The organism is Bacillus sp. FSL R9-9497 (assembly GCF_038005805.1).
Lineage (GTDB): Bacteria > Bacillota > Bacilli > Bacillales > Bacillaceae_G > Bacillus_A > Bacillus_A cereus.
The window spans coordinates 3613614-3638588 of the sequence record NZ_JBBOTY010000001.1 but is presented as its reverse complement, the minus strand read 5'-3'; the positions used below and the strand labels follow the sequence as shown (position 1 = coordinate 3638588).

The following is a 24975-nucleotide window of genomic DNA, read 5'->3' as shown; positions in this document are numbered from 1 at the left end:
TTAAAGTGTTTCTAGAGGTGAAAACATGAATACGAATCATGTAAAAAAAGAACGAAAAAAATCAATCATAAAGATATTTATTATTAGTTTTATAAGTATATTAATGATACCAGTAAGTTTGTATTATTATGCGACAGAAATAGAAAGAAAATTAGTAACAGTTACGTGGAATGAAATAGAAGCTTCTGCAATTCCTAAAGAATTTAATAATAAAAAAATATTACAGTTTTCAGATGTACATTTAGGGCCAGAGTTTACACTGAAGCAACTTGAACATTTAGTGGAGAAGATGAATGAATTACATCCAGATATAGTAGTTTTTACCGGAGATTTAATAGATAAATTTGGGTCTTATAGTGCGGAAAGAGAAGAAGCGAAGGCTATTTTGCAGAAAATTCACGCTCCCTTAGGGAAATATGCTGTGTTTGGGAATCATGATAGGGGCGGGGGCGGTAGTCTATTTTACAAAAAATATATGGAGGAAGCTGGTTTTTCTGTATTAGTAAATGAAGTGCAGAAAATTAAAGTGGAAAACGGCAAATATATTACAATATCAGGTTTGGATGATTTTCTATTAGGGAAGCCGAAAATAGATTTAACTTTAAAAAACTTGAAACAAAATGATTTCAACATGTTATTAGTACATGAGCCGGATGTTGTAACCAAAATAAATCGTTACCCAGTTGATCTTCAACTGTCAGGACATAGTCACGGAGGGCAAGTCCAAATCCCTTTTGTAGGTCCGTTAATTACTACCAAACTAGCTGAGAGCTATGTTGAAGGTATGTATGAAGTAGAGGGGAAGAGTAAGCAGTTATATTTATATGTAAATCGTGGCATTGGGACTACTAGGATGCCTGTTAGATTTTGTAGTGTACCTGAACTTTCAGTTTTTGTGTTGAAGCAAAAGAGTGACTAGAATATTTAACAATATGATTCAGAGGAACGTGCGATGTTGGTCGATGGAAAACAGTTTCTTAAAACTTTAGATGTGACAAAGTAATTTTCATAAATAAAAAACAACAATAGGACCTATAAAGGGACCTATTGCTGTTTTTATCCTGCATGGATTGCCCATAAATGTCCGATTGATGAGGGCTAATTATAGTTTTACTTTGTTATTTTTGCAAGGAAAGACTATCAAAATATGTTCTATAGTTATTTGAGAATTCGAAGTTGTTTTTTGCATCCCAATTAATAGACCAAGACATTAGGCCGCGGAATGCAGGATAGCCACTCTGATTAGAAAGTTTATACTTTCCTCCGAATGGAACTCCTTTAATGATATAATTTAAAGCTTTTTTCATTTCAGTTGGCGAAATGTATCCACCACTTGGAGCTGCCGCTGGTGCTGCTGGAAGCCCAATCATGACTTGATCTGAACGAAGAGCTGGGAAAATGTTATTTGCATTACCACCTACAGGAAAACCATGTAAGAGCATATCTGCCATAGCGACCTCGTAGTCTGCAGTACCTTGATTGTAGTTATTACCGTCCATTCCAATCCCGCTACCAGCGTTGTAGTGTTGAACGTGAATGTATGTTAGTTTATCTTTCACTCCGTAAATAATTGGTAAATATGCACCCCATATGCTTCCATATGTGCTATATCCGCCTTGAACATAAGCTGTTTCAGGGGCCATGCTTAATAGAAAATCTGGACCATAATGATCTGAGATTGTTCGAATAGCTGAAATAAGATTTACGATTTGAGGGGTAGTTGGGTTTTTGAAGTTAGTGTCATTTCCGTTTAAGTAAATACCTGATTCAAGGTCAATATCTATTCCGTCAAAACCGTATTTATCGATCAGAGATTGTATGGAATTAATAAAACGATCCTTAGCGGCATTGTCAGGAAGTAAAACGACCCCATTTTGTCCACCTATTGAAAGAACTACTTTCTTTCCTTTACTTTTTAAATAAGAAATATCTGATTTGAATTCTGCATCTGTACCATACACAGGAGAAAATTCAACAGTGGAACGATCACCACCAGTTTCACCAAAAGATACATTGATTACATCCCATTTTGGTGAAACGTCTTTTAATTTAATAATGCCAGTACCGTTATCAAAGTTATGCCAGTATCCAACGAGTAATTTTGAACCTAAATTGTTTGCTGCTTGTGCTTGGAAAGGGGATAGCGATAGAAGTAAGAACATTACTAAAATACAACAAAAAAATTTGAACTTGTTTAACATATCAACACTCCTATACAAAAAGTTGTCTAGATGTATAATCTTGTTTATTCAATGATATCTGAAAATTCTTTCTTTTGTAAGGAGAATATAATTTTCTCAACAATTGTGTATGGGAAAGTATTAAACCTAATGTAATAATTTTTGAAGGAGGTTGAATTATAATTGTTAAATTCAGAATATTTTGATATATTTTAAAGTATAGGACAAAATCTTTCGCACAGTACTCTTACATAAATTTCAAAATTTAGTTTGGAAGGGGATGTACAAGATTTGGATAAAAATCTAAAGAAAGACCTCAAAATACGCCACATTACAATGATTTCAATTGGCGGCGTAATAGGGGCTGGTTTGTTTGTTGGAAGTGGTGCAGTTGTACATTCGGCAGGACCAGGTTCTATCGTTTCATATGCATTAGCAGGACTTCTAGTCATTTTCGTCATGAGAATGCTAGGAGAAATGGCAGCTGTTAATCCGACAAGTGGTTCATTTGCAACGTATGCAAGAGAAGCGATTGGTCCTTGGGCGGGTTATACAATAGGCTGGTTATACTGGTTTTTTTGGGTAATTGTTATTGCAATAGAAGCCACAGCAGGTGCTGGTATTATCCAATATTGGATTCCACAAATACCGCTTTGGTTATTAAGTTTAATATTAACAATTTTATTAACGCTGACGAACGTTTTTTCGGTGAAATCATTTGGAGAGTTTGAATATTGGTTTTCTTTTATTAAAGTAATAAGTATTGTTTTGTTCCTTTGTCTAGGTCTTGCTGTTATTTTAGGATTTGTTCCAGGAACAGAAGCACCCGGCACTTCGAATTTAATTGGACAAGGTGGATTTATGCCAAACGGTATAAGTTCGGTACTGCTTGGAATTACTGTCGTTATATTTTCATTTATGGGATCAGAGATTGTAGCAGTAGCCGCAGGTGAATCTGCAGAACCTGTAAAAGCAGTAAAAACAGCAACAAACAGTGTGATTTGGCGTATTCTTGTATTTTTTATTGGGTCTATAGCGGTAGTTGTTACGCTACTGCCATGGAATTCAGCAAACATATTAAAAAGTCCATTTGTAGCTGTACTGGAACATATAGGAATACCAGCTGCGGCACAAATTATGAATTTTATCGTTTTAACAGCTGTACTCTCTTGTTTAAATTCGGGTTTATATACAAACTCAAGAATGCTTTTTTCGATGGCAGAAAGAGGAGATGCTCCAAAGGCGTTTTTGAAATTGAACAGTAGTGGTGTTCCAGTTCGGGCCGTTTTATTCGGAACGTTCTTCGCTTATATTGGCGTTGTTTTTAGTTATATTTCTCCAGATAAAGTCTTTTTGTTTTTAGTGAATGCATCTGGCGGGATTGCGTTACTAGTTTATCTCGTTATTGCAGTTTCGCATTTAAAGATGCGTAAAAAAATGGGAAAAGTAGAACAACAAAATTTGAAAGTGAAAATGTGGCTTTTTCCGTATGTAACGTATGTTACAATTGCTGCTATCATAGCAGTTTTAGTTGCGATGTTCGCAATTGATACTTTACGTTCACAAGCACTTTTAACAATGTTTGTTACTGTTCTTATCATACTTTCTTATTTTATTTTTAATAGAAATAAAAATAGCACAATTTTGAAGCCTAAAAGTAAGAATGAGGAATCCGTTCGATTCTAATTTTCTTATTTTCGGAGAGAGTTACACCTAATCATTACTATAAAAGAATCATATATAATCATAGAAAAAAGTAATTACTATTGTCATAGTGAATATAAACTTTTTTCTTGACTTTTTATACGAAGGCGAGCAAAATGGTAAAAAAGGAAGGGGGGATGATGATGGAAGAGTACGTATTAGAGCTGTATAACCTGTTATATACGACAGAATGGCAAGATATTGTTTCGTTTCTAGGAATCGTATTTTGCATGAAAATTGTAATTGTATATATGGAAGAGCAAGGTATGTTCTATTCCTTCTCATCCCCGTTCGATATGCAGCGCGAGCCGTTGCTAAACTATGCCAATGTGAATTACGAACAAATTCCTTTTGTTATTTTCTTTATGATTCGATTTATTACAGCAATTGTAAGGAAAAAGGAAAGTGACGATGAAGAGTGCCACTCAACTTGTAATATAGCGAATGTTTTTTAAGCTAAATACAAGGAGGAGATTTATATGTGGTTTCGATTTCTTATGATTGGTTTCTTTTCATTAACAGCAATTTCTTTAATGGGATATCAAGTGTCTGAAATTTTTCAAGCATATAGCGATACATTTTTTAACAAAAACTAATCTCGTTGCTATTTGAATAATAAAGCGATAAAATCCTTCTTAAGAAGTTTTATTAAGAAGGATTTTTTTCTTTGTCTTATCTTGCTGTGTCAAACTATTGTCACATTTACACTGTGAATAGTATGTTAAAATAGTGAGGTTACGTATACATATTTGAAGGAAGAGGGAGTGACCATTTTGGTGGATCAATCAACAAATCAGAAAAGCTATGCTCCTATTGTGATAACGCTTTCTGTAATTGTAAATGCGATTATTTTATTTTTGTTCTTTGGACCTGTTGGCTATGAAGGAGAATTACATTTTGATGTAACAATTTTACCAATGTTAAATGCAATTTTTAATAGCTTTACGTTCGTATTCTTATTAGCAGCTCTATACTCTATTATTAAGAAGAATGTGAAAATGCACCGTGGTTTCATCCTGGCAGCATTTACAACGACGTTGCTATTTTGTGTTTCTTATTTATCGTATCATTACTTAGCGCCAGCAACACATTTTGGCGGAGAAGGATTCATTAAATATGTGTATTTCATCATTTTAATTACACATATTATCCTGGCAGCAATTATTGTACCGCTTGCATTGTTTGCACTTGTATTTGGTTTTACAAATCAATTAACACGTCATCGTAAAATTGTACGTTGGACGATGCCGATTTGGTTATATGTAAGTTTATCTGGTGTTATAGTTTACTTAATGATCTCACCTTATTATCAATAAAAAATCTCAGCCTGTAGGCTGGGATTTTTTTGTTAGGCAAATATTTTTGTGAAATGAAAAAAATATGGTATACAAAAGTATAGTTACTTTTCATATAGAAGGGATGGTAAAGGAATATGCAAAATTTTGTATTTCGTAATCCAACGAAACTTATTTTCGGTAAAGGGCAATTAGAACAGTTGAAAACTGAAATTCCACAGTTCGGTAAAAAAGTTCTTCTCGTATACGGAGGAGGCAGTATTAAAAGAAACGGTATTTATGATAATGTAATTTCTATTTTAAAAGATATAAATGCAGAAGTATTTGAATTGACAGGCGTTGAACCGAATCCTCGTGTATCGACTGTAAAGAAAGGGATTCAAATTTGTAAAGAGAATGGTGTTGAATTTATTTTAGCAGTTGGCGGAGGAAGTGTAATCGACTGTACGAAGGCAATTGCTGCTGGTAGTAAGTACGATGGAGATGTATGGGATATTGTAACGAAAAAAGCTTTTGCTAGTGAGGCATTACCATTTGGTACTGTACTTACTCTTGCAGCAACAGGATCTGAAATGAATGCAGGCTCGGTAATTACAAACTGGGAAACGAATGAAAAGTATGGATGGGGTAGCCCGGTTACTTTCCCGCAGTTTTCAATTTTAGATCCAGTTCATACTGCGTCTGTGCCGAGGGATCAAACAATTTACGGTATGGTAGATATTATGTCGCACGTATTAGAGCAATATTTCCACAACGGAACGAATACAGAACTACAAGATCGTTATTGTGAATCTGTTTTAAAAACAGTAATTGAGACAGCTCCTAAGCTTTTAAGTGATTTAGAAAATTATGAGCATAGAGAAACTATTTTATATTGTGGTACTATGGCGTTAAACGGCATTTTAGCGATGGGAGTTAAAGGGGACTGGGCAACTCATAATATTGAGCATGCAGTTTCTGCTGTTCATGATATACCGCATGGAGGCGGCTTAGCAATTCTATTCCCTAACTGGATGAAGCATGTCGTAGATGAAAATGTAAGTCGTTTTAAACAGTTTGCTATTCGCGTATTCAATGTAGAAACAGATGGAAAGACTGAGCGAGAAATTGCGTTAGAAGGAATTCAGGCGTTACGTCAATTTTGGACTTCAATTGAGGCACCAGTAACATTATCTGATTATGCTATTGGAGAAAATGAAATTGATTTAATGGCGGATAAAGCAATGGCTTATGGTGAATTTGGTAACTTTAAAAAATTAAATAAAGACGATGTTTTAAGTATATATAAAGCTTCTTTATAAGTGAATTTAGAAAAGAAACCTATTTGATTGTTTAATCGAATAGGTTTCTTTTTGCTGTTTATAAATGTTTATGGTTGTTTTTGATTGTTTTTAATTTTTTTTGATTGTTTATGGTTGATTTTTGTGACCGTTTTCATTATACTGTAATCAAAGAAGAGGTGAATAAAATGTTAACTCCTGAACGTCATCAAATGATATTGCAACTTGTAAAAGAACAGAAAGTTGTAAAATTACAGCAATTAGTTGAAAGAACAGAAAGCTCTGAGTCGACAATTCGCCGTGATTTAGCACAATTGGAAAAGCAAAGGTTATTAAAAAGAGTTCATGGTGGTGCCGCTGTTTTAACAGGAAAAGGGCAAGAACCAACGATGGTTGAAAAATCATCCAAAAACATTCAAATAAAACAACAAATTGCTAATTATGCGGCTAGCGTTATTGAACAAGGTGATTGTATTTATTTAGATGCAGGAAGTACAACATTTGAAATGATTCCATTTTTAATAAATAAAGATGTGACTGTCGTTACGAATGGACTTATGCATATTGAAGCTTTAGTTGAAAATAATATTCGTGCGTATTTACTAGGTGGAATGATGAAGAGTAGGACGAAAGCTTTAATCGGTGCTATGGCACAGGAAAGTATGCAGAAGTATCGTTTTGATAAATGTTTTTTAGGTGCAAATGGTGTACATGAACAGCTTGGCTTTACAACGCCAGATCCAGAAGAAGCGCTCTTAAAACAAATGGCATTAACATTAGCAAACGAAGGATATTTCTTAATTGATGAAAGTAAGTTTTCAGAAGTTGCATTTGCGAAAATTGCAAATGTTGAAGAAGCAAATATTATTACAAACCATTTAGAAATTGATTTAGAAAAATATAAAAGACAAACCAATGTAATTGAGGCTGATAAACAATGATCTATACAGTTACTTTAAACCCATCTATTGATTATGTAGTACAAGTTAATTCCTTTGATTTAGGCGCAGTCAATCGAGCAGAGAAAGATATGAAGTTTCCTGGAGGAAAAGGGATTAATGTTTCTCGCGTTCTCCATCGTTTAGGTGTGGAAAATGTAGCACTTGGATTTACTGGTGGATTCACCGGTCAATTTATTAAAGGTGTATTACAGGCGGAAGGCGTAATGACAAACTTCATCCAAGTAGACGGAGATTCCCGAATTAATGTGAAAATAAAAGGGCAAGAAGAGACAGAATTAAATGGGCAAGGTCCTAATGTGACAAATGAGCAATTTGAACAATTAATGAAACAAATCGAAAGTATGAAGCAGGGAGATTGCGTTGTGCTAGCTGGAAGTGTACCTGCATCTATCCCAACTACCTTTTATGAATCAATCGCAGCGCTCGGAGCTGAAAAAGGTATTCGAGTAGTAGTCGATGCAAGCGGAAGTGCACTGCAGCATGTAATTAAAAATAAGCCATTTTTAATTAAGCCAAACCATCATGAACTTGGTGAGTTGTTTGGAGTGGAGCTTTCAACAGTAGAGGACGTTTTACCTTATGGGAGAAAATTAATTGAACAAGGTATAAAACACGTTATCGTATCGATGGCTGGAGAGGGAGCTTTATTATTTACGGCAGAAGGTATATATGAAGCGACTGTTCCAAAAGGTGTTGTAATTAATTCAGTTGGGGCCGGAGATTCTCTTGTTGCAGGGTTTGTAGGCAAATATGAACAGACAAAAGATATTGAAAAGGCATTTCAATACGGCGTTGCAACAGGGAGTGCAACAGCATTTTCAGCTGATTTATGTAAGAAGGAAAAAGTAGAAGAATTATTGTCGCAAGTAATTGTAGCTAAGCGATAGGGGGAAGCAACATATGAAAATTACAGAACTATTAAAAAGGGATACAGTCATTATGGATTTGACAGCTTCAAATAAAGAAGCTGTCATAGATGAATTAGTTGAGAAATTAAATGGGGCAAATCGTTTAAATAGTAAAATGGAATTTAAAGAAGCTATTTTAAAGCGGGAGTCCCAAAGTACGACTGGAATAGGGGAAGGTATTGCAATACCTCATGCGAAGACAAAGGCTGTTAAACAACCATCGATTTGTTTTGGTAGAAGTGTAAGCGGTATCAATTATGAGTCGCTCGACGGACAGCCTGCACACTTATTCTTTATGATTGCTGCAAGTGAAGGAGCGAATAATACTCATTTAGAAACGTTGTCTCGTTTATCGACATTATTAATGGATGAAGGGTTTCGCAAGCAACTATTAGAAGCGAAGGATGAAAGTGAGCTTCTTCAACTATTTGATGAAAAAGAGAATGAAAAAGAAGAAGAGATTGAAGTCGCCAAACCAGAAGGAAATGAACCGTACGTATTGGCAGTTACGGCTTGCCCAACTGGAATCGCTCACACGTATATGGCCGCAGATAGCTTGAAAGCAAAAGCAGCAGAGCTAGGAATCGCAATTAAAGTTGAAACGAACGGATCAACAGGTATAAAAAACGGTTTAACAAAAGAAGACATTGAACGAGCAACAGCTATTATCGTAGCAGCAGATAAACAAGTAGAAATGAACCGTTTTGCTGGGAAGCATGTCATTCAAGTACCAGTCGCTGATGGGATTAGAAAAACGGAAACACTTCTTAATCGAGCTGTAAAGCAAGATGCACCAATCTTTAAAGGTGTAAAAGAAGATGGAAAGGCAGAAAGTACGGAAAAAGAAAAAGGATTAGGAATTTATAAGCATTTAATGAATGGCGTAAGTAATATGCTTCCATTCGTTGTTGGCGGCGGGATTTTAATAGCGCTAGCGTTTTCGTTTGGTGGTATAAAGGCGGAAGGTCCTTTAGCTGAATTGTTCATGTCAATTGGTGGGGGAAAAACAGGTGCGTTTTTATTCCTTGTACCAATTTTAGCTGGATTTATTGCAAGTTCTATTGCTGATCGTCCTGGTTTTATGCCTGGTGTTGTAGGTGGATTTTTAGCGGCGAATGCGAATGCTGGCTTTTTAGGTGGATTAATTGCTGGTTTCTTAGCTGGATATGTTGTTTTAGGGTTGAAAAGATTATTTTCAGGACTACCAGTACAATTAGAAGGAATTAAACCTGTTTTGTTATATCCAGTCTTTGGATTATTGATTACAGGAGTTGTAATGCAAAAAGCAGTGATTCCGCCTGTAGTAGCATTAAATGAAATGTTGACAGGGTGGTTAAATGGTTTAAACGGTACGAATGCTATATTACTAGGTCTTATTTTAGGTGGTATGATGGCAATTGATATGGGTGGTCCAATTAATAAAGCGGCATTTACGTTTGGTATTGCTGCAATAGAAGCACAGAATTTTGGAGTGCACTCAGCAGTTATGGCTGGTGGTATGGTACCGCCACTTGCGATTGCATTTGCAACTACATTCTTTAAATCAAAGTTTACAGAAGCGGAACGTAAATCTGGTTTAACAAATTATATTATGGGAGCATCGTTCATTACAGAAGGTGCGATTCCGTTTGCAGCTGCAGATCCGGTTCGAGTAATCGTAAGTTGTGTTGTTGGTTCAAGTATTGCAGGTGCGTTATCTATGTTATTCCAAATTACATTACCAGCACCGCATGGTGGATTATTTGTAATAGCGTTAGTAAATAAACCGTTACTATATATTTTCTCTATATTAATTGGAACGATTGTCTCGGCTATTATGCTAGGTGTTTGGAAAAAGAAAGTTCAATAACAAGTGAAAAGAGAGCAGCTTTATGAACTGCACCCCAATTGTTAGACACAGTCTAACAATTGGAGGTGCAGTTTTTCTATGGCTAAATTTACAGCTGATGAAAAAATACAAATCGTTCTACGTTATTTGAACGGGAATGAAAGTTATCGAGAAATGGGTAGATCGCTCGGTATAAGTGACACAATCATTTTGAATTGGGTAAACCAATATAAACAGAATGGTCTGGAAGCTTTTCTAAAACGATGTACAAATTACACACAACAATTTAAACTAGACGTACTAAACTTTATGATTGAAAACGGTATGTCCTTATTTGAGACGGCAGCTATTTTTAATATTCCTGCCCCTTCAACGATTTCTGTTTGGAAAAAACAGCTTGAAACACAAGGAATTGATGCCCTTCAATCTAAGAAAAAGGGGCGTCCATCCATGAAAAAAGATTCAAATAAACAATTAAAACAACCTTTAGCTGAAGGGTCAGTCGAAGCACTTGAAGCACGCATTAAACAGCTTGAGATGGAAAATGAGTACTTAAAAAAGTTAAATGCCTTAGTTCAAAACAAGGAAAAATCACAAAACAAGACAAAGCGCAAGTAGTCTATGAATTAAGGCATAAATATTCGGTGAAGGCACTTGTGGAGCTAGCTACTATTCCTCGAAGCACGTATTATGATTTAGTAAAGAAAATGAATCGTCCAGATGTAGATGCCGATTTGAAAGCTGAGATTAAAGCGATTTATGAGGAAAATGAAGGTCGTTATGGTTACCGTCGCATTCGTGATGAATTAACGAATCGTGGCCAGAAAGTGAACCACAAGAAGGTTCAGCGCATTATGAAAGAGCTTGGGTTAAAGTGTGTCGTGCGTATGAAGAAATATAAATCCTATAAAGGAAAAGTCGGTAGAATCGCACCTAATATTTTAGAGCGTAATTTTCATACAGATGCACCGAATCAAAAGTGGGTAACAGACATCACAGAGTTTAAATTGTTTGGAGAAAAACTGTATGTATCACCTGTATTAGATTTGTATAATGGTGAAATTATTACCTATACAATTGGTTCTAGACCGACGTATTCGCTTGTTTCAGACATGTTAGAGAAAGCATTGGAACGTTTACCTGAAACCCACCAGCTACTGATGCATTCGGATCAAGGATGGCATTATCAAATGGGACAGTACGTCCGGACACTTGAATCAAGAGCTATCGTCCAGAGTATGTCTCGAAAAGGCAACTGTTACGACAACGCAGTAATAGAAAATTTCTTTGGGATTATGAAGTCGGAGTTCCTCTACATAAAAGAATTTGAAAATGTAGAGCACTTTAAAATAGAATTAGAAAAATATATAGATTATTATAATACGAAACGGATTAAGGCAAAATTAAAAATGAGCCCGGTACAATACCGGACTCACTTTTATCAAGCTGCCTAATGAAATAACCGTGTCTAACTTTTAGGGGTCACTTCATTAGTAGCTGCTCTCTTTTTATTACAAAAAAATAGGTTAACAATTAAATATTAATGTTTTTTGGTAAAAGATGTAATAAAACCTGAATTTTTTGTAACAAAAAAGTAACACTGTAATTTTTTCTGGAAAAAAGTTCTTGTGCTCGTATATGAAAAATATATGAACACCATTGGAGATTGTATTAGAAATACATTTTATTAATATGGAAATTTATGTTACAACTCGTTAATCGTATATTACGAATGCTTTGTAATTGTGTGATTTCTAAAATTTCTAAAAATCTGTTGCTATAATGAAAATACGAAAACAAAGCAAATGGAGGCTATTCATGAAAAAATTATTAGGTATAGCAACAGCAGCAGTTTTTGGTCTTGGGATTTTTGTGGGTTCTGCTAAAGCGGAAACAATTGTAACAACAGACGTATTAAATGTTAGAGAAAACCCAAATGTAGAGTCAAAGCTTGTAGGTAAAGTGTTAAGTGGGAATACACTAGATGTTATAAATACAGAAAATGGATGGACAAAAATTAAGTTGAACGGCAAGGAAGCGTTTGTAAGTGCCGAGTTTACAAAGAGCACATATTATGTAACGGCGGGCGTATTAAATATTCGTGCTGGAGCGAATACTGATTCTGAAATTTTAGGTAAACTTAATAAAGATGATGTGATTGAAACGACGAATCAAGTTCAAAATGAATGGTTACAATTCGACTACAATGGAAAAGTCGGATATGTTCACGTGCCATATTTAACAGGAACGGCACCTGTAATCGAAAAGAAAGAGGTTGTAGCTCAAGAAGAAGCGCCAGCTAGAACCAATACGCCGGTTAAAAATAATACAGTAGTTAAGAATAAAGAGTCTGTTAAGAGTAACGATTCTATTAAGAATGTAGAATCAAGTAAACCTGTGGTAAAAGAAAAACCGGCTGCAAAACCAGTTGCAAAATCTACTGAAACAAGTGTGCCTACTGGTGGTCGTGAAATTACAGTAGAAGCGACGGCATATACAGCAGATCCGAGTGAGAATGGTTCGTATGGTGGTCGTGTATTAACTGCGATGGGGCATGATTTAACAGCAAATCCAAATATGAAAGTAATTGCTGTTGATCCGAAAGTAATTCCGCTTGGATCAAAAGTATGGGTAGAAGGATATGGAGAAGCGATTGCTGGAGACACTGGTGGTGCGATTAAAGGAAACCGTATTGATGTATTAGTCGGTTCAGATGGTAGTGCTAATAGCTGGGGGCGCAAATCTGTAAAAGTGAAAGTTATACAATAGGTTATCGATATTAATATAAAAAGCGGTTGCTTGAATTTATGTAAGCAGCCGCTTTTTATGGATTATTGAAATGGATAAATAGTTTTACCTGTAATAATTTTATATGCACTGCAAAATTGCGTTTGTATATATTCTGTATTTTTATTTTCTGGATGCAATGTTGTTTCATGGAGAGTAGAATGAAAAGCCCGTAGTAAACAATTTAGGGCGAAGTATAATTCCTCTTGTGAACAATTTTGTTCTTTTGTAGAAGTAGCCAAAATGAGGTCTTTTGTCAAAGATGAAAAATTGATGGTGGATTGTTTCATAGTTAACTCATCCTCTCGAAACTATTTTTATCATGTATATGCAGAATTGGACAAACTATGTTCTTTTTTCTATATAATTTCATGTACCGAAATGAAAGAACTTGCAATCATGCCGTTAAAATTGGTAAGATTGGGTATAATCAATAGATGGAGTATATTACATAAAGAGAGTTGAATGATATGGTAGAAGTGCAACGCGAAAAAGTTGCTGTCATCATTGGACCAACTGCTGTTGGAAAGACGAAGTTAAGTATCGATCTTGCCAAAGCGTTGAACGGTGAAATTATTAGTGGTGATTCCATGCAGATCTATCGAGCGATGGATATTGGAACTGCAAAGGTAACAAAAGCAGAGATGGACGGAATTCCACATTATATGGTCGATATAAAAAATCCGGAAGATTCATTTTCTGTCGCGGAATTTCAAGAACGTGTTCGCAAGCATATTCGAGAAATTACAGAACGTGGTAAATTACCAATTATAGTTGGTGGGACCGGTCTTTATATACAATCTGTTTTATTCGATTATCAGTTTACAGATGATGCTGGTGATGTGATATACCGAGAGCAAATGGAAAAGTTAGCTTTAGAACGCGGTGTGGAATATGTACATAAAAAATTGCAAGAAGTAGATCCAGAAAGTGCGGAGCGTATTCATGCAAATAATGTACGACGTGTCATTCGGGCGTTAGAAATTTTCCACACAACGGGTGAAAAAATGAGTGACCAAATTGAGAAACAAGAAAAAGAGTTACTCTATGATGTTTCATTAATTGGCTTGACAATGGATCGAGAAATGCTATACGATCGCATTAACTTACGAGTGGATTTGATGATGGAACAAGGCCTATTAGAGGAAGTAGAAGGGCTGTATAATAGAGGGATACGAGATTGTCAATCTATTCAAGCGATTGGATATAAAGAAATCTATGATTATTTTGAGAATCGAGTCTCTTTAGAAGATGCGGTATCACAATTAAAGACGAATTCGCGTCGTTATGCAAAGCGTCAATTAACGTGGTTCCGTAATAAAATGGATGTCACGTGGTTTGATGTTACAAACGGTGAAAAAACGTCAGAAATTTTACGATACATAGAAGGAAAGTTACAAGTAAAGTCGAATAATAGTAAGTAGAGAAAAAGAGGAGGATTCGACATGAAGCAATCAATCAATATTCAAGATCAGTTTTTAAATCAACTCCGTAAAGAAAATACGTTTGTTACGCTGTACTTATTAAATGGTTTCCAGCTTCGTGGACTAATTAAAGGATTTGATAATTTTACAGTCCTGCTGGAAACAGAAGGTAAGCAACAGCTTATTTATAAACATGCAATTTCTACATTTGTACCACAAAAAAATGTTTCAATTGAATTAGAGTAGTAATGAATTATTGTACATAACAAAAAAAGAGCGAATTTGAAGTGACCCCTAAAAGTTAGACACGGTTATTTCATTAGGCAGCTTGATAAAAGTGAGTCCGGTATTGTACCGGACTCATTTTTAATTTTGCCTTAATCCGTTTCGTATTATAATAATCTATATATTTTTTTAATTCTATTTTAAAATGCTCTACATTTTCAAATTCTTTTATGTATAGGAACTCTGACTTCATAATCCCAAAGAAATTTTCTATTACTGCGTTGTCGTAACAGTTGCCTTTTCGAGACATACTCTGGACGATAGCTCTTGATTCAAGTGTCTGGACGTACTGTCCCATTTGATAATGCCATCCTTGATCCGAATGCATCAGTAGCTGGTGGGTTTCAGGTAAACGTTCCAATGCTTTCTCTAACATGTCTGAAACAAGCGAATACGTCGGTCTAGAACCAATTGTATAGGTAATAATTTCACCATTATACAAATCTAATACAGGTGATACATACAGTTTTTCTCCAAACAATTTAAACTCTGTGATGTCTGTTACCCACTTTTGATTCGGTGCATCTGTATGAAAATTACGCTCTAAAATATTAGGTGCGATTCTACCGACTTTTCCTTTATAGGATTTATATTTCTTCATACGCACGACACACTTTAACCCAAGCTCTTTCATAATGCGCTGAACCTTCTTGTGGTTCACTTTCTGGCCACGATTCGTTAATTCATCACGAATGCGACGGTAACCATAACGACCTTCATTTTCCTCATAAATCGCTTTAATCTCAGCTTTCAAATCGGCATCTACATCTGGACGATTCATTTTCTTTACTAAATCATAATACGTGCTTCGAGGAATAGTAGCTAGCTCCACAAGTGCCTTCACCGAATATTTATGCCTTAATTCATAGACTACTTGCGCTTTGTCTTGTTTTGTGATTTTTCCTTGTTTTGAACTAAGGCATTTAACTTTTTTAAGTACTCATTTTCCATCTCAAGCTGTTTAATGCGTGCTTCAAGTGCTTCGACTGACCCTTCAGCTAAAGGTTGTTTTAATTGTTTATTTGAATCTTTTTTCATGGATGGACGCCCCTTTTTCTTAGATTGAAGGGCATCAATTCCTTGTGTTTCAAGCTGTTTTTTCCAAACAGAAATCGTTGAAGGGGCAGGAATATTAAAAATAGCTGCCGTCTCAAATAAGGACATACCGTTTTCAATCATAAAGTTTAGTACGTCTAGTTTAAATTGTTGTGTGTAATTTGTACATCGTTTTAGAAAAGCTTCCAGACCATTCTGTTTATATTGGTTTACCCAATTCAAAATGATTGTGTCACTTATACCGAGCGATCTACCCATTTCTCGATAACTTTCATTCCCGTTCAAATAACGTAGAACGATTTGTATTTTTTCATCAGCTGTAAATTTAGCCATAGAAAAACTGCACCTCCAATTGTTAGACTGTGTCTAACAATTGGGGTGCAGTTCAGTTTCCTCGCTCTTTTTTATTTGTCATAAACAATATATGATGAAATTTAAGCGATTCTAAATACAGTAAGGCGGATGTTAGTATTTCCTGTCGCAGGGATCGTAATCTCATTAAGAGTAGATTGAACAGAAATTCTTGCACCAGCTGCTAATGTTTCTATTGTAGTAAATGAAAGTGAGTCGCCTATTAAATTTGAAGAGAAATTATCAGTTGCGACTGCTCCATTAATTGAAATTCCTACTCCGAGTGGAGCGCATCCTGGCGCAGTTGTAGAAATGGATACGCTAATTACATAAATACCACCATTAATAACAGTAACTGTATCTGTGCCGTTGAAGATAATATTGTTTACGTTAATTGCAGTACTAAAAATAAAATTATTAAATTGCAGTACTGTTTGCTGAATATTGTTTGTTACAACAATTGTTGCTATAGGGAAGCTAGGTCCAGTAGGCCCAGTAGGTCCGGTAGGTCCACCAGAAGGTCCAGTAGGTCCAGTAACTCCTATGCCAGTAGCACCAGTAGCACCCGTTGGTCCTTGAATGCCTTGAGGTCCGGTAGCGCCAGTGTTACCTTGAACACCTTGAGGTCCAGTAGCACCCGTGTTACCTTGAGGTCCCTGAGGTCCAGTAGCGCCAGTAGCGCCAGTAGCACCCGTGTTACCTTGAGCGCCTTGAGGTCCGGTAGCGCCAGTGTTACCTTGAGGTCCCTGAGGTCCAGTAGCGCCAGTAGCACCTGTGTTACCTTGAGCACCTTGAGGTCCAGTGGCACCGGTAGCGCCAGTAGCACCCGTGTTACCTTGAGCACCTTGAGGTCCAGTAGCGCCGGTAGCACCAGTGTTACCTTGAGCACCTTGAGGTCCAGTAGCACCCGTGTTACCTTGAACACCTTGAGGTCCAGTGGCACCAGTAGCGCCGGTAGCACCCGTGTTACCTTGAACACCTTGAGGTCCGGTAGCGCCAGTGTTACCTTGAGGTCCCTGAGGTCCAGTAGCGCCAGTAGCACCAGTGTTACCTTGAACACCTTGAGGTCCGGTAGCGCCCGTGTTACCTTGAGCACCTTGAGGTCCAGTAGCACCAGTGTTACCTTGAACACCTTGAGGTCCAGTGGCACCGGTAGCGCCGGTGTTACCTTGAGCACCTTGAGGTCCGGTAGCGCCAGTGTTACCTTGAGCACCTTGAGGTCCAGTGGCACCGGTAGCGCCAGTAGCACCAGTGTTACCTTGAACACCTTGAGGTCCGGTAGCGCCAGTGTTACCTTGAGCACCTTGAGGTCCAGTGGCACCAGTAGCACCAGTGTTACCTTGAACACCTTGAGGCCCAGTAGCGCCAGTAGCACCAGTGTTACCTTGAACACCCTGAGGTCCAGTAGCGCCAGTAGCACCAGTGTTACCTTGAGCACCCTGAGGTCCAGTAGCGCCAGTAGCACCTGTGTTACCTTGAGCACCTTGAGGTCCAGTAGCACCTGTGTTACCTTGAACACCTTGCGGTCCAGTAGCACCTGTGTTACCTTGAGGTCCCTGAGGTCCAGTAGGTCCAGGAGGCCCGCCAGAAGGTCCAGTAGGTCCGGTAACTCCTATACCAGTAGCGCCAGTGGCACCGGTAGCGCCAGTGGCACCGGTAGCGCCAGTGGCACCGGTAGCGCCAGTAGCACCCGTGTTACCTTGAGGTCCAGTGGCACCGGTAGCGCCAGTAGCGCCCGTGTTACCTCGAGGTCCAGTGGCACCGGTAGCGCCAGTAGCACCCGTGTTACCTTGAGGTCCAGTGGCACCGGTAGCGCCAGTAGCGCCCGTGTTACCTTGAGGCCCAGTAGCGCCGGTAACACCAGTGTTACCTTGAGGCCCAGTAGCGCCGGTAGCGCCTGTGTTACCTCGAGGCCCGGTGGCACCGGTAGCGCCAGTAGCGCCCGTGTTACCTTGAGGTCCAGTGGCACCGGTAGCGCCCGTATTACCTCGAGGCCCAGTAGCGCCAGTAGCGCCCGTGTTACCTCGAGGTCCAGTGGCACCGGTAGCGCCAGTAGCGCCCGTGTTACCTCGAGGCCCAGTGGCACCGGTAGCGCCAGTAGCGCCCGTGTTACCTCGAGGCCCAGTGGCACCAGTAGCGCCTGCTGGTCCAGTAGGTCCGGTAGGTCCGGTAGGTCCTTGAATGAACGAAGCAGAATTAACTAGAGCAGTTTGTAATGCTGCTATTAATTTAAGGAGCTCTTGAAGTGTGCAAGGGTCAATTCGGAATAATTTTGTAATGTATAGTAAATAGTTAATGAGATTTTGAAGCTCAATAAATACAGCGCTTGCTACAAAGGTTGGATTTCTTAATATAGTTATTAAGTTTTTAATAATAGCTAACCCTTGTGCTTTCAGGGAGGAAGTAGCATCTAGTGAACAAATAAATTTACTTAGTAGGTTCAATGTATCGATTAGATCTTCAATATTTTGGGGAGATGGATTTGCGAAAAGTTTTGGGATTATTTTTGTTAAATCAATAATAATCGCACGAAATGTTCTAAGCTGAGCTTTAGTAATTGGGATTGATGGAGTATTTGGGATTCGTCCGGCGCTACTTGGAAAGCATGGTTTGGAGAATTTGTTTTGATTGTCGTTATAACGAGACATTAAATCTCTCCTTTCTCACGAAAATGTGAACGAAACTCATCATAGTAGATGCAGAAATTAGTTAAATGGTCATAGTAAAATCGTTTGTTTAAAGAAAAAATAGAAAAAACGCCTTACAATAAGGCGTTTTTTCTATTTTCTGCGTATTGATAATATCGCTTTAAGGAAATTTTTGATTTGAATCCAGCGAGTTTTATAATTTCTGATTCAGGAGTTTCTTTTTTTATTAAGTTTAAAATATAGGTGTTACGAAAATGTTGTCCTGAAATTCCTTTACGTAAATTGGCTCTAGCCACTTCGAGGCGAATCATTTTTTGTATAGCAATTTCCGTTAATGCCTTTGGTGCATCATTTTCATATACCCACCTGTATGTTCCACGGTTAAAATCGAATGCGACAAATAATGGATCATCACTATGGTATTTAGGACGAACTGGTTCTGGGATGCTTTTGTAATAATTATATAGTTGTTTTTTGTCTTCTTTTGCTAATGTAATTGTTCTTTCTACACCTGCGGTTGCTGGGATTGATAATGTATTAGTTTCAAAGTGAACGTGATGCATTGTTAATGCTGTAAGTTCCTGTAAGGATAAACCGTAGTCAATCAATAGATTTAAAATAGCAATATTGCGATCCATTAATAAAGGGCGCACAGGAAGTTGTTTTTCTGAAAGTCCTTCTAATGAAGTGACTATATACTTTAACCTTTTTTCTTCATCAGGTGAAATGAAATCTTCGTTACGAAGTGTACGGTCTGGTTGAATAGATATTTCCATATTCTTCAATGGATTAGGAATGTTTAGAAAATGATGCATTCTATTTAGTACAATAAATACACGATGCATCGTTTTTTCTGAGTAATGTCGATTCGTTTTTAAATCGGAAAAGTAATCTTCGTAGTCTTTTGTACAAAGTGTAGCCCATATATTACTGGAAGGGAGCTTTTTGTTTTTTTCTAACCAATGTCCGAAGTCTTCAATGTCATAAACATAACGTTTAATAGTTGAGGGTTTTCGGCCTTTATTCAATAAAAAAATAGAAAAGGCTTGTATTGTATCATGGAATTCCGTTGTCTCCATAGTCCCACCACCTTAATTATTTCTTATATTATAGCAAACTTTTCTGAAAATAGGCATTTACAAGGGGGACAGGAATAATAATATTTGGTGAGTGGATAAAATGAGGTGATTGTATGGAACAATCGATGCGAAAGAAAAACAACAATCAAATTAATATTGTGTTAAACCATCGAAAGAAAATTTCTTTGCCAGCCGCAGAAAATAAAACGGTAATTTCAAATGAAACTGCAATTAAACATGAAATGCTGCAGAGAATTGAAGAAGAGATGGGGAAGCTTGTTGGGATGGAGGATATAAAAAAGATAATAAAAGAAATATATGCTTGGATTTATGTGAATAAAAAAAGACAAGAAAAGGGATTGAAGTCAGAGAAGCAAGTACTTCATATGCTGTTTAAAGGGAATCCAGGTACAGGGAAGACAACTGTTGCTAGAATGATAGGAAAATTGCTGTTTGAGATGAATATTCTATCGAAAGGCCACTTGGTTGAAGCTGAACGTGCTGACCTTGTAGGAGAGTACATCGGCCATACAGCCCAAAAAACAAGAGATTTAATAAAAAAAGCAATGGGAGGTATTTTATTTATTGATGAGGCGTATTCTTTAGCTCGAGGAGGAGAGAAGGACTTTGGAAAAGAAGCAATTGATACGCTTGTAAAACATATGGAAGATAAACAACATGGTTTTGTATTGATTTTAGCTGGATATTCAAGAGAGATGAATCACTTTCTTTCATTAAATCCAGGGCTTCAATCTCGTTTTCCATTTATTATTGAGTTTGCGGATTACTCGGTAAATCAGCTATTGGAAATTGGGAAGAGAATGTATGAAGATCGTGAATATCAGTTATCAAAAGAAGCTGAATGGAAATTTAGGGATCATTTACATGCGGTGAAGTATTCGTCGCAAATTACATCGTTTAGTAATGGGCGATATGTACGGAATATTGTTGAAAAATCAATTCGTACACAGGCGATGCGGTTGTTGCAAGAAGATGCGTATGATAAAAATGATTTAATTGGAATATCGAGTATGGATTTAATGCTCGAAGAGGAGACGCACAGTACATAAACTGTGCGTCGATTTTTGTGTATAAGTTCGTTTACTCTTTTTTTGCTTTTTCTTGGTGTGTTTTATGGAAGTGTTCCATTTTAGCGCTCTTTTCGTGTGCTGAATTAGGATCGTGTCCAAATTGATTTACTGAGCTTTTTTGAGCTCCTTTATTAACGTGGTTTGTCATTTGTATTCACCTCACTTTAAAAATTAGTATAAACATTATATAAAGAAAAAATCGTTAGAAAAGAAAAACCTCTTTACGATATGTAAAGAGGTTAGATTGCTATTTATGCATTGAACGTTCTTTCGTTTCGATACGTCTGTGCGGTAAATGCCATTTGTAATGAATAGAAACCATGCGGAAGCAAACAATTAAAATGAATAGAATGTAAAGAGCCCAATCGCTAACAATAATTTGAGCTCCAATTAAGAAACCTGCTAAAATTGTCCAAAAGGCATATACTTCAGCTCGAAGAACGAGAGGTTTTCTGCGGGCTAAAAGATCGCGAATGATACCGCCGCCGATACCAGTTAAAACAGCTGCTACAATTGTGGCGCTAATTGGTAAATTTAATTTTTGGGCATATAATGCTCCTTGTACAGCAAATGCTGATAAACCGATAGCGTCAGTGATATTTTCCCACTTTTTCCAATGTCTAATTAACTTATTTGGAAAAAGAAAAATAATAGTCATTGATAAAAGTGCGATTTGGAATAACATGTCTTGTTGCCAAAACGCGACAATCGGATAACCGATTAATAAATTACGAAGGGCACCTCCCCCAAATGCGGTTGCCATTCCTAAAATATACACCCCGAAAATATCATAATCCTCTTCCATTGCAACAATGGCTCCGCTTAGTGCGAAAGCAATTGTGCCTATGATGCTAAAAATCTCCCATGCCATGAATTTTCTCCCCCGCTAACTAGATGAAATGTGCTTCCTCTGCTATTATATTAGAAGGTTTAAATTTCGAAAAGGATGAGTGAACATATTTGATGGAAGAAAAAGAAAAAGTCATATTAGTAGGCTGTCAATTGCCACAAGATGATGATGAGAAATTTATGCATTCCATGAAAGAGCTTGCATCACTAGCGAAGACTGCACGAGCAGAATTGTTAGTGTCAACAACGCAAAAACGACCAAAGTTTCATCCGGCAACTTACATAGGTAAAGGGAAATTAGAAGAGCTTACAATGTTAACTGAAGAGTTAGAGCCGGATGTTATTGTATTTAATAATGAATTAACGCCGAGTCAAATTCGGAATTTATCCTCAGTATTAGATGCGAGAGTAATTGATCGAACGCAACTAATACTGGATATTTTTGCGCAACGTGCGAAGTCGAGGGAAGGTAAGCTTCAAGTAGAATTAGCTCAGTTGCAATATACAATGCCGCGTCTTATGGGGCAAGGATTGTCCTTATCGCGTCTTGGTGGTGGTATTGGAACGAGAGGACCGGGTGAGACGAAATTAGAGACGGATCGTCGTCATATTCGATCCCGTATTGATGAAATAAAGAAACAACTTGCAGTTGTTGTGGAACATCGAAAAAGATATCGTGAGAGAAGAAAAGATAATAAAGTATTTCAAGTTTCGTTAATAGGGTATACAAATGCAGGGAAATCGACACTGTTTAATAGATTAACGGAAGCTGATACGTTTGAAGAAAACCTTCTGTTTGCAACATTAGACCCAACGACGAGGAAGATGCCGTTACCTTCTGGTTATACAGTATTACTAACTGATACTGTTGGTTTTATACAAGATTTACCCACTTCATTAATCGCTGCTTTTCGTTCAACGCTGGAAGAAGCGGGGGAAGCAGATGTCATTTTACATGTAGTTGATTCCGCGGATCCTAACTACATAGGGCATGAAAAAACAGTAAAACAATTATTATCAGAACTTGAAATTAACCATATTCCTATTATTACGTTATATAATAAAAAAGATGAATTACATCAAAACTTTATTCCGTTTCCGAAAAGTGATTTCTTAATGACTAGTGCTTTTGAAGAAAATGATTTATTGCGTATAAAAGAAGCGATAGAAACGAAGATGAAGAAAGAAATGGATTGTTATCGAGTGGAAATCCCTCCGAGTGAAGGTAAGTTGTTAACGCTTTTAAAGACGGAAACTCTATTAGCAAAGATGGAGTTTCTAGAAGATAAATTTGTATATGATTGTGCAGGGTATATTTTTACTCATTCATCGCTTAATGTGCAATTAAAGAGATTTTTAGTGGAAGAAGGAGACAATAAAAATGTTTGATCGTTTGAAAAATGGAGAAAAAATTGCTCCAATCGTAAAAGAAGTAGAGAGTCAGATTACAGAAGTACATAAACGTGCGGATGAAGTAATTGAAAGCAATCAGTTTCGTGTATTAGAAAGTTTTCGTAAACATAAAATTAGTGACTCGCATTTTATCCCGACAACAGGTTATGGTTATGATGATATTGGCCGTGATACGTTAGAAAAAGTGTATGCTGATGTATTTGGGGCGGAAGCTGGACTTGTTCGTCCGCAAATTATTTCAGGTACTCACGCTATCTCTACAGCTTTATTTGGTATTTTACGCCCGGGAGATGAGTTATTGTATATCACTGGGAAACCGTATGATACGTTAGAGGAAATTGTTGGTGTACGTGGGAAAGGTGTAGGTTCATTTAAAGAATATAATATCGGTTACAATGCAGTTCCGCTAACTGAAGCTGGGCTTGTTGATTTTGAGGCTGTTGCAGCAGCGATTCATAATAATACGAAAATGATCGGTATTCAGCGCTCGAAAGGTTATGCTACTCGTCCGTCGTTTACTATTTCTCAAATTAAAGAGATGATCGCGTTTGTTAAAGAAATTAAACCTGATGTTGTTGTGTTTGTAGATAACTGTTATGGCGAGTTTATTGAAGAGCAAGAGCCATGTCATGTTGGTGCAGATTTAATGGCGGGTTCGCTTATTAAAAACCCGGGCGGCGGAATTGTTAAAACTGGTGGTTATATTGTCGGGAAAGAACAGTATGTTGAAGCGTGTGCATATCGTTTAACATCTCCGGGAATTGGCGCTGAAGCTGGAGCGTCTTTATACAGTCTGCAAGAAATGTATCAAGGGTTCTTCTTAGCGCCACATGTTGCAGGACAAGCGCTGAAAGGTGCAATTTTTACAGCTGCGTTTTTAGAAAAGTTAGGAATGAACACGTCACCAGCGTGGAATGCACCAAGAACAGACTTAATTCAATCTGTTCAATTTGATGATAAAGACCGTATGATTGCCTTCTGCCAAGCGATTCAATATGCATCTCCAATTAATTCGCATTTTACTCCGTATGCAAACTATATGCCAGGTTATGAAGATGATGTAATTATGGCTGCGGGAACATTTATTCAAGGTGCAAGTATTGAATTGTCTGCTGATGGTCCAATTAGACCGCCATATGTTGCGTATGTGCAAGGTGGCTTAACGTATTCGCATGTTAAAATTGCGATTTGTTCTGCGATTGACGAATTGATTGAAAAGAATTTATTAACAATTTCTTAAAGGGAAGCTGTCGATTTCGGCAGCTTTTTTCGTATAAAAGTAATGATTTATGCGATTAGAAAAAAGAATGAAAAAATTCATAAAAAAATTTATAAAAAATCATGTAAGAAAAGCTAACATCTATTGACACTAAACATAACATAGTATAAAATGAGAAGCAGTTAAGGCGAAGGAGGAACTGAAAAATGAAAGAAGATAGACGTTCTGCCCCGCTGTTTCCTATTGGTATTGTTATGGATTTAACACAATTGTCTGCACGTCAAATTCGCTACTATGAAGAGCATAATCTTGTTTCTCCAACCCGTACAAAGGGGAATCGTAGATTATTTTCATTTAACGATGTAGATAAGTTGTTAGAAATTAAAGATTTGTTAGATCAAGGCTTGAATATGGCTGGTATTAAACAAGTGTTACTAATGAAAGAAAATCAAACAGAAGCAGTGAAAGTAAAAGAAGAAACGAAAGAAATTTCAAAAACTGAGCTTCGCAAAATACTTCGAGACGAACTACAACATACAGGTAGATTCAATCGAACTTCATTGCGACAAGGTGACATTTCAAGATTTTTTCACTAAAGATAACTGATTCTGAAGGC

The 24975-nt window shown here is 37.1% G+C and carries 23 protein-coding genes; 16 read left to right on the top strand and 7 right to left on the bottom strand.

Annotation, left to right across the window (positions count from 1 at the left end):
* The first annotated feature begins 25 nt into the window (after nucleotides 1–25).
* Nucleotides 26–919, top strand: coding sequence for a metallophosphoesterase (locus tag MKY21_RS18655; RefSeq protein WP_061664182.1), 894 nt, complete (start codon nucleotides 26–28; stop codon nucleotides 917–919).
* Between the two features lie 199 nt (nucleotides 920–1118).
* On the opposite strand, the gene MKY21_RS18650 is transcribed toward MKY21_RS18655, so the two are convergent.
* Nucleotides 1119–2201 (bottom strand): chitinase, encoded by a 1083-nt coding sequence (locus tag MKY21_RS18650; RefSeq protein WP_061664184.1) that lies wholly within the window; start codon nucleotides 2199–2201, stop codon nucleotides 1119–1121.
* A 270-nt stretch (nucleotides 2202–2471) separates the two neighbouring features.
* Here MKY21_RS18650 and gabP point away from each other — a divergent pair, with 270 nt between their 5' ends.
* The 9 genes from gabP (at nucleotide 2472) to entD (ending at nucleotide 12926) form a co-directional block, all read left to right on the top strand.
* A complete protein-coding gene (gabP, locus tag MKY21_RS18645; protein WP_000360107.1) occupies nucleotides 2472–3866 on the top strand; it encodes a GABA permease in 1395 nt (464 codons plus the stop codon).
* A 134-nt stretch (nucleotides 3867–4000) separates the two neighbouring features.
* Complete coding sequence (locus MKY21_RS18640; RefSeq protein WP_002000550.1) at nucleotides 4001–4339, top strand: hypothetical protein; 339 nt, start codon at nucleotides 4001–4003, stop codon at nucleotides 4337–4339.
* A 318-nt stretch (nucleotides 4340–4657) separates the two neighbouring features.
* Nucleotides 4658–5200, top strand: coding sequence for a DUF420 domain-containing protein (locus MKY21_RS18635; protein ID WP_000228314.1), 543 nt, complete (start codon nucleotides 4658–4660; stop codon nucleotides 5198–5200).
* A gap of 116 nt (nucleotides 5201–5316) precedes the next feature.
* Nucleotides 5317–6480 carry an iron-containing alcohol dehydrogenase gene (locus MKY21_RS18630; protein ID WP_001179088.1) on the top strand — a complete coding sequence of 388 codons (1164 nt, stop codon included), beginning with the start codon at nucleotides 5317–5319 and terminating at the stop codon, nucleotides 6478–6480.
* Between the two features lie 167 nt (nucleotides 6481–6647).
* A complete protein-coding gene (locus tag MKY21_RS18625) occupies nucleotides 6648–7400 on the top strand; it encodes a DeoR/GlpR family DNA-binding transcription regulator (protein ID WP_000957286.1) in 753 nt (250 codons plus the stop codon).
* Nucleotides 7397–8308, top strand: a complete 912-nt coding sequence (gene pfkB, locus MKY21_RS18620; RefSeq protein WP_000640834.1) for a 1-phosphofructokinase — start codon at nucleotides 7397–7399, stop codon at nucleotides 8306–8308. The genes MKY21_RS18625 and pfkB overlap by 4 nt, the downstream gene beginning before the upstream one ends.
* Nucleotides 8309–8321: 13 nt before the next feature.
* Entirely contained in the window at nucleotides 8322–10178 is a 1857-nt protein-coding gene (locus MKY21_RS18615; RefSeq protein WP_000704595.1) for a PTS fructose transporter subunit IIABC, read from the top strand.
* A 78-nt stretch (nucleotides 10179–10256) separates the two neighbouring features.
* Nucleotides 10257–11611 (top strand): IS3 family transposase gene (locus MKY21_RS18610; protein WP_325764816.1). Its coding sequence is split into 2 segments (ribosomal slippage): nucleotides 10257–10710 and nucleotides 10710–11611, totalling 1356 coding nucleotides; the frame shifts between segments, so codons are not numbered across the junction.
* 364 nt (nucleotides 11612–11975) lie between these two features.
* The gene (gene entD / locus MKY21_RS18605; protein ID WP_086392618.1) at nucleotides 11976–12926 is read left to right on the top strand and encodes a cell wall-binding protein EntD; all 951 of its coding nucleotides are present in this window, start codon (nucleotides 11976–11978) and stop codon (nucleotides 12924–12926) included.
* 62 nt (nucleotides 12927–12988) lie between these two features.
* On the opposite strand, the gene MKY21_RS18600 is transcribed toward entD, so the two are convergent.
* Nucleotides 12989–13234: a hypothetical protein gene (locus MKY21_RS18600; RefSeq protein WP_000814429.1), complete on the bottom strand. Its 246-nt coding sequence runs from the start codon at nucleotides 13232–13234 to the stop codon at nucleotides 12989–12991.
* 180 nt (nucleotides 13235–13414) lie between these two features.
* Between MKY21_RS18600 and miaA the strand changes: the two genes are divergently transcribed.
* Both miaA and hfq read left to right on the top strand, forming a co-directional pair.
* The gene (gene miaA, locus MKY21_RS18595) at nucleotides 13415–14368 is read left to right on the top strand and encodes a tRNA (adenosine(37)-N6)-dimethylallyltransferase MiaA (RefSeq protein ID WP_000230557.1); all 954 of its coding nucleotides are present in this window, start codon (nucleotides 13415–13417) and stop codon (nucleotides 14366–14368) included.
* A 21-nt stretch (nucleotides 14369–14389) separates the two neighbouring features.
* The gene (gene hfq / locus MKY21_RS18590) at nucleotides 14390–14614 is read left to right on the top strand and encodes an RNA chaperone Hfq (protein WP_000813896.1); all 225 of its coding nucleotides are present in this window, start codon (nucleotides 14390–14392) and stop codon (nucleotides 14612–14614) included.
* A 73-nt stretch (nucleotides 14615–14687) separates the two neighbouring features.
* On the opposite strand, the gene MKY21_RS18585 is transcribed toward hfq, so the two are convergent.
* The 3 genes from MKY21_RS18585 to MKY21_RS18575 all read right to left on the bottom strand — a co-directional run bounded on the left by MKY21_RS18585 (nucleotide 14688) and on the right by MKY21_RS18575 (nucleotide 19787).
* Nucleotides 14688–16042 (bottom strand): IS3 family transposase gene (locus tag MKY21_RS18585; RefSeq protein WP_341077133.1). Its coding sequence is split into 2 segments (ribosomal slippage): nucleotides 14688–15589 and nucleotides 15589–16042, totalling 1356 coding nucleotides; the frame shifts between segments, so codons are not numbered across the junction.
* A 101-nt stretch (nucleotides 16043–16143) separates the two neighbouring features.
* The gene (locus MKY21_RS18580) at nucleotides 16144–18708 is read right to left on the bottom strand and encodes a Gly-Xaa-Xaa repeat protein (RefSeq protein ID WP_341077130.1); all 2565 of its coding nucleotides are present in this window, start codon (nucleotides 18706–18708) and stop codon (nucleotides 16144–16146) included.
* A gap of 113 nt (nucleotides 18709–18821) precedes the next feature.
* Nucleotides 18822–19787 (bottom strand): tyrosine-type recombinase/integrase, encoded by a 966-nt coding sequence (locus tag MKY21_RS18575; protein WP_000450319.1) that lies wholly within the window; start codon nucleotides 19785–19787, stop codon nucleotides 18822–18824.
* Between the two features lie 113 nt (nucleotides 19788–19900).
* Here MKY21_RS18575 and spoVK point away from each other — a divergent pair, with 113 nt between their 5' ends.
* Entirely contained in the window at nucleotides 19901–20857 is a 957-nt protein-coding gene (gene spoVK / locus MKY21_RS18570; protein WP_000438175.1) for a stage V sporulation protein K, read from the top strand.
* 31 nt (nucleotides 20858–20888) lie between these two features.
* Here spoVK and MKY21_RS18565 read toward each other — a convergent pair whose 3' ends face one another.
* On the bottom strand, nucleotides 20889–21026 hold the full coding sequence (locus tag MKY21_RS18565; RefSeq protein WP_000181501.1) for a hypothetical protein: 138 nt from the start codon (nucleotides 21024–21026) through the stop codon (nucleotides 20889–20891).
* Between the two features lie 99 nt (nucleotides 21027–21125).
* A complete protein-coding gene (locus tag MKY21_RS18560) occupies nucleotides 21126–21749 on the bottom strand; it encodes a trimeric intracellular cation channel family protein (protein WP_000312267.1) in 624 nt (207 codons plus the stop codon).
* 92 nt (nucleotides 21750–21841) lie between these two features.
* Between MKY21_RS18560 and hflX the strand changes: the two genes are divergently transcribed.
* From hflX to glnR, 3 genes are all read left to right on the top strand, one after another.
* Nucleotides 21842–23116, top strand: a complete 1275-nt coding sequence (gene hflX, locus MKY21_RS18555) for a GTPase HflX (RefSeq protein ID WP_016118491.1) — start codon at nucleotides 21842–21844, stop codon at nucleotides 23114–23116.
* Nucleotides 23109–24380: a methionine gamma-lyase family protein gene (locus MKY21_RS18550; protein ID WP_000460290.1), complete on the top strand. Its 1272-nt coding sequence runs from the start codon at nucleotides 23109–23111 to the stop codon at nucleotides 24378–24380. Before hflX ends, MKY21_RS18550 begins: the two co-directional genes overlap by 8 nt.
* A gap of 185 nt (nucleotides 24381–24565) precedes the next feature.
* Nucleotides 24566–24955 (top strand): transcriptional repressor GlnR, encoded by a 390-nt coding sequence (gene glnR / locus MKY21_RS18545; protein WP_000656783.1) that lies wholly within the window; start codon nucleotides 24566–24568, stop codon nucleotides 24953–24955.
* The last annotated feature ends 20 nt before the right edge of the window (nucleotides 24956–24975 follow it).

What these genes read in the sequence shown, in the direction of transcription:
- MKY21_RS18575 (WP_000450319.1), bottom strand. Translation starts at nt 19,787, where the DNA reads ATGGAGACAACGGAATTCCATGATACAATACAAGCCTTTTCTATTTTT.
- hflX (WP_016118491.1), top strand. Translation starts at nt 21,842, where the DNA reads ATGGAAGAAAAAGAAAAAGTCATATTAGTAGGCTGTCAATTGCCACAA.
- MKY21_RS18630 (WP_001179088.1), top strand. Translation starts at nt 5,317, where the DNA reads ATGCAAAATTTTGTATTTCGTAATCCAACGAAACTTATTTTCGGTAAA.
- MKY21_RS18655 (WP_061664182.1), top strand. Translation starts at nt 26, where the DNA reads ATGAATACGAATCATGTAAAAAAAGAACGAAAAAAATCAATCATAAAG.
- MKY21_RS18640 (WP_002000550.1), top strand. Translation starts at nt 4,001, where the DNA reads ATGGTAAAAAAGGAAGGGGGGATGATGATGGAAGAGTACGTATTAGAG.
- miaA (WP_000230557.1), top strand. Translation starts at nt 13,415, where the DNA reads ATGGTAGAAGTGCAACGCGAAAAAGTTGCTGTCATCATTGGACCAACT.
- spoVK (WP_000438175.1), top strand. Translation starts at nt 19,901, where the DNA reads ATGGAACAATCGATGCGAAAGAAAAACAACAATCAAATTAATATTGTG.
- MKY21_RS18600 (WP_000814429.1), bottom strand. Translation starts at nt 13,234, where the DNA reads ATGAAACAATCCACCATCAATTTTTCATCTTTGACAAAAGACCTCATT.
- MKY21_RS18625 (WP_000957286.1), top strand. Translation starts at nt 6,648, where the DNA reads ATGTTAACTCCTGAACGTCATCAAATGATATTGCAACTTGTAAAAGAA.
- MKY21_RS18560 (WP_000312267.1), bottom strand. Translation starts at nt 21,749, where the DNA reads ATGGCATGGGAGATTTTTAGCATCATAGGCACAATTGCTTTCGCACTA.
- pfkB (WP_000640834.1), top strand. Translation starts at nt 7,397, where the DNA reads ATGATCTATACAGTTACTTTAAACCCATCTATTGATTATGTAGTACAA.
- MKY21_RS18650 (WP_061664184.1), bottom strand. Translation starts at nt 2,201, where the DNA reads ATGTTAAACAAGTTCAAATTTTTTTGTTGTATTTTAGTAATGTTCTTA.
- MKY21_RS18580 (WP_341077130.1), bottom strand. Translation starts at nt 18,708, where the DNA reads ATGTCTCGTTATAACGACAATCAAAACAAATTCTCCAAACCATGCTTT.
- MKY21_RS18565 (WP_000181501.1), bottom strand. Translation starts at nt 21,026, where the DNA reads ATGACAAACCACGTTAATAAAGGAGCTCAAAAAAGCTCAGTAAATCAA.
- entD (WP_086392618.1), top strand. Translation starts at nt 11,976, where the DNA reads ATGAAAAAATTATTAGGTATAGCAACAGCAGCAGTTTTTGGTCTTGGG.
- glnR (WP_000656783.1), top strand. Translation starts at nt 24,566, where the DNA reads ATGAAAGAAGATAGACGTTCTGCCCCGCTGTTTCCTATTGGTATTGTT.
- MKY21_RS18550 (WP_000460290.1), top strand. Translation starts at nt 23,109, where the DNA reads ATGTTTGATCGTTTGAAAAATGGAGAAAAAATTGCTCCAATCGTAAAA.
- hfq (WP_000813896.1), top strand. Translation starts at nt 14,390, where the DNA reads ATGAAGCAATCAATCAATATTCAAGATCAGTTTTTAAATCAACTCCGT.
- MKY21_RS18615 (WP_000704595.1), top strand. Translation starts at nt 8,322, where the DNA reads ATGAAAATTACAGAACTATTAAAAAGGGATACAGTCATTATGGATTTG.